This is a genomic window from Cryobacterium melibiosiphilum, from assembly GCF_003602235.1.
In the GTDB taxonomy this organism is placed as follows: Bacteria; Actinomycetota; Actinomycetes; order Actinomycetales; family Microbacteriaceae; genus Cryobacterium; species Cryobacterium melibiosiphilum.
The window spans coordinates 34,338-44,912 of record NZ_QZVS01000063.1; the positions used below are offsets into that span (position 1 = coordinate 34,338).

At 58.5% G+C, this 10,575-nt stretch carries 6 protein-coding genes; 3 read left to right on the forward strand and 3 right to left on the reverse strand.

All coding sequences use genetic code 11. The annotated features are described in order from the left end of the window. Positions 1 to 137: 137 nt before the first annotated feature. Positions 138 to 1,307, reverse strand: a complete 1,170-nt coding sequence (locus D6T64_RS04610) for a coiled-coil domain-containing protein (protein ID WP_199719055.1) — start codon at positions 1,305 to 1,307, stop codon at positions 138 to 140. 209 nt (positions 1,308 to 1,516) lie between these two features. Here D6T64_RS04610 and D6T64_RS04615 point away from each other — a divergent pair, with 209 nt between their 5' ends. From D6T64_RS04615 to D6T64_RS22515, 3 genes are all read left to right on the forward strand, one after another. Then, positions 1,517 to 2,410 (forward strand): ParA family protein, encoded by an 894-nt coding sequence (locus D6T64_RS04615; protein WP_119972342.1) that lies wholly within the window; start codon positions 1,517 to 1,519, stop codon positions 2,408 to 2,410. Continuing rightward, on the forward strand, positions 2,407 to 2,994 hold the full coding sequence (locus tag D6T64_RS04620) for a ribbon-helix-helix domain-containing protein (protein ID WP_147364468.1): 588 nt from the start codon (positions 2,407 to 2,409) through the stop codon (positions 2,992 to 2,994). The genes D6T64_RS04615 and D6T64_RS04620 overlap by 4 nt, the downstream gene beginning before the upstream one ends. A gap of 391 nt (positions 2,995 to 3,385) precedes the next feature. Then, entirely contained in the window at positions 3,386 to 3,550 is a 165-nt protein-coding gene (locus tag D6T64_RS22515) for a hypothetical protein (protein ID WP_158594807.1), read from the forward strand. 90 nt (positions 3,551 to 3,640) lie between these two features. On the opposite strand, the gene D6T64_RS04630 is transcribed toward D6T64_RS22515, so the two are convergent. Then, the gene (locus D6T64_RS04630; protein WP_119972352.1) at positions 3,641 to 6,823 is read right to left on the reverse strand and encodes an Eco57I restriction-modification methylase domain-containing protein; all 3,183 of its coding nucleotides are present in this window, start codon (positions 6,821 to 6,823) and stop codon (positions 3,641 to 3,643) included. After that, entirely contained in the window at positions 6,820 to 10,113 is a 3,294-nt protein-coding gene (locus D6T64_RS04635; protein ID WP_119972355.1) for a helicase-related protein, read from the reverse strand. The genes D6T64_RS04630 and D6T64_RS04635 overlap by 4 nt, the downstream gene beginning before the upstream one ends. Between the last annotated feature and the right edge of the window lie 462 nt (positions 10,114 to 10,575).

Sequence of the window (10,575 nt, forward strand, 5' to 3'; positions counted from 1 at the left end):
TATTCCGTTTCGTGAGCTGACCCCGCTATCGTCGGATATTTCACTTTTTCACAAGCCACCCCTGCATCAGGGCGAGGGCACTGCCGCAGGAATCGATCTGACGAGCATCAGCGTGCGAATCCGATGTGGATGTAGAACTATTTTGGTGTGCCTCCCTGCGTGGTTTGGGGAGTCTTTGGGCCGGCAGACTTGCGGGATTTCGTCGCGGTGCCAGCCAGCTCGATGGGCTGAGCCTCGGCCTTGTCGGCGCGTGTGTGCTGCTCGCGGGCATCCTGTCTTGCTTCCGCCAGCTCGGCACGCAGCTGGGTCAGCTGCTGATCCTGAGTCAGGCGCAGATCGGCGACGCGCTGGTCGCCGTGCGACGTCTCCCGTTCGGCGTCGGCCCGGGCCGCGTCACGCTCAACGGTCACAGTGGCGACCTGGCTGCGGAGGGTGCTGGTTTCTTCTCTGAGTTCGTCGCGTTGTGCACGAGCTTTCTCGAGCTCCTCCCGAACACCGACCGCGTTGGCCTCGGCTCGGTGTGCGCGCTCGGCTTCCGCATTTGCGCGGTCAACGGCTCCGCGGGCCCGCTCATCGGCTTCCGCTCGTGCCGTGGCCGCAGCCTCAGCACGTGCCACTGCGGCCTCGCGGGCCTGTTCCGTTTCGGCGAGTCGTGTTTGACTGAATGTGAGCTGCTCACGCAGCTCGGCGAGGTCGGCCTGAGCCTTTAGATCGCGGGTCTCCCCCGCGGTTCGGGTGTCAGCGAGTTCAGCGGCGACCTGGTTCAAGACCTCCCCCTGAGTCTCGAGCTGCTCGATGGCCCCAGCGAGACTCGCCTTCTGCTGGTCGGCAAACTCTGAAGCCTCCACGGCAGCAGCGTCGGCCTCAACCCGTTCGGATTCTGCCTTGCGTTGCGCCTGTTCAGCCCGGCTCGCTCGAGCGGATGCGGCCGCCACCTGTTCCGCAGCATCCGCAGTGACGGACTCGATCTGCGCCTCGGCGGCATCGGGGTCGGCCACGGTTCGCAGCTCCTCGACCAGCGCGTTTAGCTGCACACCGAGGTGCTCGACCATTCCAGCGACCTGGCCGCGGATCTCGCTTGCGCGTTGGCGCGCAGCGTCGACCGGGCGCTTGTCGTCGTCGAGGTTGCGGGTGGGCTCGGCGGTGAGCTTGCGTCGGGCACGCCATGCCGCGGCCCGATTGTGTCCCTCGTCATCGCAATATTCGGGCGGCCGGCCGGTGCCCGCTTCGGCGGCGATCGCTGGGCGGTCGCAGCCCGGGAATCGGCACGTGCGCTGTTCGGTCTGCGTCTGCTCCTGGTCGCTCATAGCGTCAGTGTAACAGAACGAAATACTAAACAACAGAACGTAACTGAATACGAAACGAAACTAAACTTTTTATAGCAATACGTATAGTACGTGTTATAGCACTACGTATTGCAGCACTAAAGATTGGATGCAAAGCGATACGTAAGGCTATCTGGTGAGCTATGCTGGTAGCAATCGTTATTGCAGTTTGCACAATAAGGGAGTCCACTATGGCTATTGCACGAACTGTCGCTGTTGAGCAGGGCAAGGGCGGAGTCGGAAAGACCAGCCTCGTGGCCAACGTCGGCGGCCTGGCTGCGGCAGCGGGCGTGCGTACCCTGATCGTGGACCTCGACCCCCAGGGCAACATTGCACGGGACCTCGGCTTCGCGCCGTCCGACGGGCAGGAGCTCTTCAACGCTTTCGCGACCGGGGGAAGCCTGCCCGTACTCAAAGACGTCCGGCCCAACCTCGACGTTGTGCCCGGAGGCCCAGCGGTCGGTGACATCGCCGGCCTGAACTTTTCCTGGCAGCAACGAGGCGCCGGCGACTTCGGGGTCCAGCTTGAACGCACTCTCGGCGCGATCGCGGGGGAGTACGATCTGATCCTGCTCGACACGCCACCTGGGGACCGCGTGATCGCCGAGGGCGCGCTGGCCGTGGCGACATCCGTTGTCATTCCGACGCGGTCTGATGAAGCCAGCATCGACGGTGTCGCCCGAGTCGCGGAACGGTTCCAAAACGTGGCAGCGCGCAACCCGCAACTGCGCCTCGCGGGTGTGGTGCTGTTCGCGGTCGGGTCTCGTTCCGTTCGCCTCGAGCGGGACGTGCGCGCGGCACTGACGGATCTGCTCGGCGGGGTCGCGCCGGTGTTCGAGACTCGCATCCGTCACCTCGACAGCGCCGCCGTCGACGCGCGCAGCCGGGGGCTGTTGATTCACGAGCTCGAGCAAGCTGCACGGGATGACCGCACGGCCAGGCTTACCGCGCTCAAAGCCAAGGAGAAGCCGGCCGATGGATTGTTCGTGCGCGATGCGAGCGGTCTGGCGGAGGACTACGAGAACCTGACCCGTGAGATTCTCACGGCACTGAGCCAGATCCAGGACGAGGTCGTGACCGCATGAACGGCATGATCAAACGCTCCAGCGTCGGCACCAGCTTCACGACCCCGAAGACCAGCGGGGGAGAGCCCAAGGACCGGGCTGCTGGCCTGGCTGGGCTCCTGCCGCCGCGACCGCCAGCATCCGCAGTGCCAGAGCCTTTAGTCAAGGACGCACTTGAACCGGAAGCGGCTCCTTCTCCGACAATGGTGCCTGTGCCGCAGTCATCGACCGTCACTCGGCCCGTCACCTCCAGCGCAAGCGGGGGAGGGGTCGCCACCATCGGTGTGTATCTCGCACCTCTTACCCTCGATCGGGCTCGGGAAGTCTCGCTGGAACGTCGCATCACGTACACCGATCTTCTGGTGGAGGCCTTCGACTTCGTCACGGATACCCAGCTCGCTGCGGAATTCCTTCCTGTCGAGCCGCTCGTTCAGGGCAAGGCAATGCCGACCCGTGCGCGTCGCAGGCGCGGGACCGCGGGGATTCAGATGAATCTCAGGCTCAGCAGCGAACAGCGTGAGTGGCTCGATGCCAAGGTTCAAGCTCTCGGCGCACCGTCGCGGTCTGCCCTAGTCGCTGAAGCCCTTCGGCTGCACCTCAACTAGCCGTCCTAGCCCTTCGATGGATCCCCTCCGTGTCCGCATCGACGGACCGTGCTGTGCTCGTCGAATCGCAGACCGTGGGTGGAGGAGTAACTCGACCTTGGGAATGAGCGTTTAGTTGTCCAACGCAAAAGACCCCGCCTGATGCCAGCGCCCGATCGCCCTGGCCTTCAACCGAGGACGGACTTGAACCCCGTCCGGGCTGAGCGTGAAGCCCAAGAGTGGTTTCATTAATGGCTTCAGTATCCCCTCCATATCGAATAGCCTGCCAACCTCCCGCTGTCCTCATATACCTTGACAAATTCCGACCGCCCGCGTCTCGGTCGGAATGGATGCAAGGGTGTGCCTGTGGATAGTTCAAGCGGCGTGGCAATCGGTGGGGCACACTCAAGGCATGGATGACGATGACGGCCTCGCTTGGGACGGCCCTCCATGCCCCGCGTGCGGCCTTGAGATGAACTCCGACGTTATTGAGACCGCCCACGGTCTCAAGGTCTGCCAACGGTGCCCGGCCTGCGGCCTCGTGCTGCTCGTGCCCGACCCGTTCGCGGCCGACTGAGCAGCTCTGTCAAGGGCCGTGAAGAACTGGCCACTGGTCCCGAGAAATGCCCGTTGGCCATGAAAACTGCCCACACGCGACCTGAATTACTCAGGAGCGTGCAAACGGTAACTCGCGCACGGATGTTGCGGACAATCCAGTCGGCTTGAACATCCGAAAGTACGAGTACTCGATGTCGTGCCAGTAGTCGGACATTCCTGCCTCGGCCAGCATAAGTAGGTCTACCTCGTTTGTCAGCTCGCGCAGCTCCGGAACGGCGTAGTTACCGACATACTTGCCACTGTTCATATCCCACGATCGCGCGGTGGGCATCGCTTCCCGGATGAGCTCGCCCAGCACGGCAATCTCTGACAGACGTTCTGGCGAAGTTGCTCGCAATGAGAATGGGACCGAAACCATTGTTGTCTTGGTTACGTTGAAACAGTCACCCGTCAAATTCCACCAGAGGAAAGCCAGTTTCGAGACCAGTATCGCAGATGCGGCTAGCTGGTCCTTCTCAGTCGCAAACGACAGTGAACCCTCGAGCGTCGGCTCTACTGATTGTTCCTTGACGCTGTAGGTCGTTGGTGAGTCGACATAAGCGCTCAGATAGTAGGTCGCCGTCTTCTTATACTGAACTGGCGTGATGCTGCGAGTCACTAGGCTCTCCCCGAGTACACCGCGCTTGCGCAACACCCCCAGCAAGTCAGCTATGCGTGCGTTCGGAAGCCGAATCCATCCCTCCGAGCTCAGTGAATCAGGTCGTTTCGTGTAGGTCAGCGTTGCAAGGAGGTGTGGACGGTACGCCTCGATCCAACTGTGCGTCAGAGTCGTATGGAGGGCGTTCATCCTCCCCATACCACCGGCGGTCAGGATCGCACTGCGAACCTTCACCGAGAACAGCCGGGAGGGCCGTTCAGCGAAGGTGCTCACCCACAAGTTCTTGAACCGCTTCTCAAAAACCGCACGAAGCGGCTTGAACTCACTACTGAACTGACTGGACACAGGGAGGATTAGAGAGAGCCGGCCGTCGGACCGCGTTATCTGCACCGCTCTCTCGGTACATGGAGCATAGATATCCGGAAGTGCATCGGTGGCGAAACCCTTGTACTTGTAGGACGTGATCTTGGACTTCTGCACGTAGGGAGGGTTGCCTACTACGACATCGAAGCCACCGTTGCGCATTACTGCCGGAAACTCGATGAACCAGTGAAACGGTACGTGCGATTCCACCCACTCATCGAGCTTGTTGTTCAGACCTTGTGCTGAGTGGTACTGCTTATTGACTTCTTCACGCACGTCGCGGAGTAATGACCGAAGTTCGGCACGACTCGCTGCGACAGCGGATGTATTCCGATTCTCTTGCGCATCGCGAAAGCGTTCGAGGGCCTTCGAAATTCGGTCAGCAGACTGACGAACCTGGCCGGATGACTCTGCGCTGAATAGGTCGTCACTGTGCATTTCGATGTCGTCTTCATCGAGCGCTCCAACTAATGCGTTCCCGGCTTTGATGTTGAAGTCGAGGTCAGGCAGCGGCTCAAGCTGCTCCTTGTTATCGATGGCTGCGACCAGCTTGAGGAACAGACGCAGCCGAGCGATCTCGACGGCTTCCTTCATGATGTCGACGCCGTACAAATTAACAAGTGTTGCGTGCTTGAGAATGAAATAATCCTGGTTGGCGTGGTCGTGAACCCTCGCCAGGAGTGCGTCACCCTCAGGCAGGCTTACCGTTTTGAGGTGCCGTTCCAACGAATCGAGAACCGCGGAGTACATCGGCTGGAGGATCTTCAACGCCGCGAACAGGAACGCTCCGGAGCCGCACGTCGGGTCGATCACCCGGATCTCTTGGAGGATGCGCCACGCGGTCATCACCTGTTCGGGGGAGTTCAGGCGGTCGATAGTGTCGATAGCGAGGTTTTCGAGGTCGAGATTGAAGGTGACTGCTTTGTCTACCGAGTTAATCTGGTGATTCTGCGCAGCGTCGAACACCGCGCGATAGTTCGCTCGGCGTTGCTCCAACTCCCACCACGTTTCCCCCGGCAACGCAGCGTCAGAGGTAGCTGCAGAACCCCAACTTGGGCGAAGTTGCTCTTGTCGCTCCGCTTCGATTTCAACGGGGAGAGGAATGCCGGCGCCGTATTTCAGGCTCTCCCAGATGTATCGATCGGGATCGTCCGATAGATACAACCAGGGGTTTACACCCGTCTGATTTTCTAGCCGCTCAAGGAAGACCGGCACGAGGGTGGAACTCGTCATAAAGTGAGTGACATCCTCCTTCGTGTAATAGGCGCCCTGCTGCTTTTGGTTGATGAATTGCTCGAAGATGTACCCGAGAACATCCGGGTTGATCTCGTTGCCATTCGAAGTGGCGCTGTCATCGAGATGCCATTGATAGCGGTCAAACAAGTCAAAGATCCGGACGAATATGTCATCGGGGACCTCGATGGTGTTCACGCTTTCAAGCTCATGCTCCGCAAATATGCCACCGTTTATGTAAGGAATATCTCCAACGAGCGCCTTAACCTCGTCGTTGGCAAAATCGTGCGCGTGGTCGCCCAGGCCCGTGTGGAACATCGGGATGAGAAAGTCACGATAGAACTTAAAAAATTTGCCGTCTCCGGCCATCGCGTGGAGCCGATTCAAGCGGTTGCGGAGGTAGTCCGCATCTTCATCCATGAACATTTTGCGCTGCATGAAGTAGATGAACATGAGGCGGTTCATTAGCAGCGCGGAGTACCAGTCGCGATCGCTGTCATCGTCGATGCCCTGGATGGACTCGCTGAGGTCTCGTTGCTTTGCGATGAATTGGTCGTAGAACGCCTTTGTGATGCGGTCGGCATCGAATGCCGAACGCATCCGTCGCAGCACATCGATGAGGGTGACCTCTTCGTCCATACCGATCGAGATCATCTGTAGCCGCTGGTTGAGGGCGGGGTTGGCCGACCCTACGACATGCCGGTGCAGCGCGAGATGAGGCTGTCCGACACCTTGTGGGTCAGGCGACTGCAACCACCTCCACTCTTGCACGGTGTCATCAGCGAAGATCAGTAGACGCTCGTTGGAGATCTTGCGCACTTCTCTGTCGATGAGACGCTGCGTTCGACGGTCTGGAATGACCGGGCAGAGCCAGACGCGCAGACCCTTGTAGTTGGCGATTTGGGTGAGCGTGAAGTCTTGATCGTCCACCACGACCGAAATCGGTCGGAGGTCGGGGCGGTTCCAGAACAGCTTTTCTAGAAAGAGCGTGCGGAAGTCACCAGCGTTGACCAGGTCCATCCAGCTATCGTCGGTCACTGCGCAATTCCCATCGAGCACACGACGCGAATCGGGTCGTCGCCGGCAATTTCCGCTCGCACGAGTCGTTTGTCGCGGTGAAGCAGAACCAGCAGATCAGCAAGATCTTCAACGTCAGGTCTAAGACGGAAAGCGGAAGCGAAGCGCTGTTCGGCTTCTCTTGTGAGTGATGCTCGGAAGATTGCTTCGAGCGCTTCCGCGACCTCAAGCTGGCTCGCCACGAGAGACCCATTGAGTTTCGTCCAGATGCGCTTGCGCACACCTCTGAGTCGTCCCTCCACGGTGTTGGACTGCGTGAGCGGTCCTTGTGCGAGAGACAGCACAAGGGGGAAGTGATTGGCTTGGGCCGGCAAGGGAGCGGTGTCAGGCTCACAGGCGAATCGAGCGACTGCTTCTTGCCCGGTCAAGAGGCCGAGCTCTGTGGTGCTGCCGAAACCAAAACTGTCCATTCCGGTTTCCGTGCGGATGTAGCAAAGCACCCCAGTGACGTCTTTCGGAGTCAAGATCCCGCGCGTAGCGTAAACCATGTCGGGGAGGTTGACTACCTTCTCCGTAATCGCCTTATAGTTCGCCTCGGCATTGTTCCAGACCTCATATGCGAGGCTCGAAGCATCCACGTCACTGTCCACTTGCGCGTCATCCAAGTGGCCTTTGTAGAGGTCCTCGATGACCTTCGTTTCTTCCGCACTGCCAAAGAACTGCTCGTCGGAGCCAAACACCTCAGCGTTGGTATGGAGGCGCTGCGCGATACGGCTACGAAGGTTGAGTACATTCTCGACGTTTTCATGGAAAAATGAATAGATCAGCACCTCGGATGATTTCTGACCAACGCGATCCACTCGTCCCGCTCGCTGAATGAGCCGGATGATCGCCCAAGGCAGGTCGTAGTTCACCACGATGTGCGCGTCTTGGAGGTTCTGCCCCTCAGAGAGAACGTCAGTCGAGACAAGAACGCGGATCTCGTTCTCAGGAGCAATGAGCTTGTCCAACTCGGATTCCGAAAGAGTTGCCGAATGGATGGTGTTCGACACTGGTGAAAAACGGCGAGCAACGTCAGTCGGATTGTCGGTTTCGCCTGTGGCAACGCCAACATTCGATACGCCGCGTTCCTTCAAGCTCCGAGCAACATAGTCGGCGGTGTCCTTATACTCCGTGAACACAAGAACCTTGTCGGTCGGATGGGTCTCGGCTGTCAGCTTAACCAGGGCGTCGAGCTTTGAATCGACTTGCTGTGTCCAATCTCCGAAGGTGTTCATGAGGTCCCGGAGCGCCTTCGTGTCCGCTTTTATATGCTCAAGGAGCGACGACGTGAACAGCGACGTGCGAACCCAACGAACGTACTTCGGTTTTGCTTTCTTAAGTGCTTCATAGCCGCTCTGGTCGCTTGCAGCGACCTGATCACCCAGCGTCACATCTAGGTCGTTCTCCGCGTCAATATCGACCTCGGCGGTGCTGAGCATCGGATCGAGAAGGGTTCCCAGTGGGAGGTCGAGTTCGTGCTCGATGGCATAGAGGTAAAGCTCATTTCGAGCGATGTGGCGGTTTAGTGACACTTCAAACGAGTACCCGCAGCTAGACAGACGTTTGTAAAGTCCGCTACGCACGAAGCCCAGAAGGTGACCGCTGCCGCGTTCGAGACGCTCGACAATTTCCTTTTCAGGGGCGCTGAGTGGCACGTTCTTTTTGAGGTAGGCGGCGAGGTTATAGCGCGGCAGATGGAGACCATCAATGGTGTCAAGAGTCCCATCGGAAGCCATGATCGCGGCGGGATCACTCGCGCCAAACGAGTGTTCGACGGGCTTCGGAATTCGTGTTGGAAACGTGAATCGAGTGCCGTTGGAGAACTCCAGGTACTCGACTCCGTTCTCGTCTTTCTTTGCATAATTGTTCTTCACGAACGAACGAGTACGACGGATCAAATGTTCGCTCATGAGTCGCTTCCAATCGTCTGGTTCTTCGCTCCTATTGAAAGCCTCGAGTGTGTTCACCTTCCCGTCGAGACGCTCTACGAACCCGCTGTCTTTCGCCATGGCTGCGAGCGGTTGCAAACCAATGTCGTCATCGGGATCGATGTATAGACCGAGTTGATTTCCGACGTCCTTGAAGCGGATGTTGTAGGGCGTCGCGGTCAGCAGCAATACTTTGCTGTCGAATGTCCGGATGTAGTCGTAAATGGCTTGGTAGTCCTGGCGCTTGTCACTGCGCATGGTGTGAGACTCGTCGATGATAACGAACTGATAGCGACCGAGCTTGGGAAGGTTCTTTGCGGACATCGAGTACGACTCGACCTTGTGAGGAATCTCGTAAGCATCTAGGTACTCTTCCCACATTTGTACGAGGTTCTTCGGACAGATCACGAGCGCGCGGTATCCCTCAGCCTCGTTGAGCATGAGCGCCGTGGCGACGGCGGTGATTGTCTTTCCGAGCCCCACCACGTCACCCAACATTGCACCACCGCGGGTCATGATGCGACGGCTCAGCGTCTTGACAGCGCTCTCCTGATATTCCAAAAGCTGGTTTCGCATTGAGGCGGGCAAGCTGTACTCCATAAGCCCCTCTCGGACATCACGAGAGAGATGCCAACACACCTTGAGATAGACCTCATAAGGGGAGAGCAAGTCTTCGCTTGCCCACGACTCGTCGATAATCTCGATCAGATCTGAAGTGATGTCGATAGTGAAGGTGTCTTCCCAACGGGCCATGAACCATTTATCGAGCTTCTCGGCACCGTCCGAGTCCATGACATCAACATTCAGCTCATAATTGTTCGTTAGCCCCGCGACAGTGAGGTTTGAAGAACCTACGAACCCGATGATGGGGTTATTGATGTCCGTTCGATGACAGAGATACGTTTTCCCATGCAGCGGTCGCCTAGTGAAAAGTCGGATGTGTACACGACCATCCGCGAGTTGGCTTCGGAGTTCGCGCAACGCTTCCTGGTCAGATTCGTTTGGTACGCCACGCATGAGTTGCGTCCGAAACTTCAACTTGGCTTGTTGCCGACGAGTGATGGCAATCTCGCGGTCGATCTCCTCTACATCTTTGATGCCTTGGAGTTGTTCCTGAAGGTGCCCGATGACCCGGTCCTCAGTGTCCTGATGGGTCATGCCAACGAGCACGCGAGCTATTGGCTCGCCGATTGCTTGACGGTCGCGGATCACATCGCCGAACAGTTTCCAGCCTCGAAGGTTGAAGTATCCGACAGCTGCATCCATCCGATTCGATGTCTCGAACGTCTTGAGGAGATGGGCACCCATGTGCGTCTCGATGTTGTCGAAGATTCGGGTCATGCTTGTGCTCCGTGATCCCTAAGAGGCGCTAGTGGGCGCAGTGTGCACCATCGTCAGATTACCGTCCGCGAGCAAGGAGTCGAGGCAGCGCGGAAGGTTCTGTAGCTCCAGGCGCTGAGCGACGCGAATTATGACCGCAGGCCAATAACGATGGTTTCTGAACCATTCTTTGAGATCGAGTGCGACGTCGGGCGAGCGGGGTGCGGCGTCCGCCGGCGGAGGGGTCAAAACCCGTGGCCGAAACCAAAACCACCGAAACGCCGCTGTAGCAGTTTTTGATAGCGCCTTGACTGCTCGAGATGGCCGGTGAGTGATGAAGCAGCGGACTCATAATCCGTTGGTCAGGAGCGAGCGTATGCGGCCTGGTGTTGTCCGTCGCGTTATTTGACGGTGGCGGCGTCATCGTCGGTGACGATGTCCGGGTCTGGAAAAGCCCCGCCGGATGATTCCGGCGGGGCTTTC

What these genes read in the sequence shown, in the direction of transcription:
- D6T64_RS04610 (WP_199719055.1), bottom strand. Translation starts at nt 1,307, where the DNA reads ATGAGCGACCAGGAGCAGACGCAGACCGAACAGCGCACGTGCCGATTC.
- D6T64_RS04615 (WP_119972342.1), top strand. Translation starts at nt 1,517, where the DNA reads ATGGCTATTGCACGAACTGTCGCTGTTGAGCAGGGCAAGGGCGGAGTC.
- D6T64_RS04620 (WP_147364468.1), top strand. Translation starts at nt 2,407, where the DNA reads ATGAACGGCATGATCAAACGCTCCAGCGTCGGCACCAGCTTCACGACC.
- D6T64_RS22515 (WP_158594807.1), top strand. Translation starts at nt 3,386, where the DNA reads ATGGATGACGATGACGGCCTCGCTTGGGACGGCCCTCCATGCCCCGCG.
- D6T64_RS04635 (WP_119972355.1), bottom strand. Translation starts at nt 10,113, where the DNA reads ATGACCCGAATCTTCGACAACATCGAGACGCACATGGGTGCCCATCTC.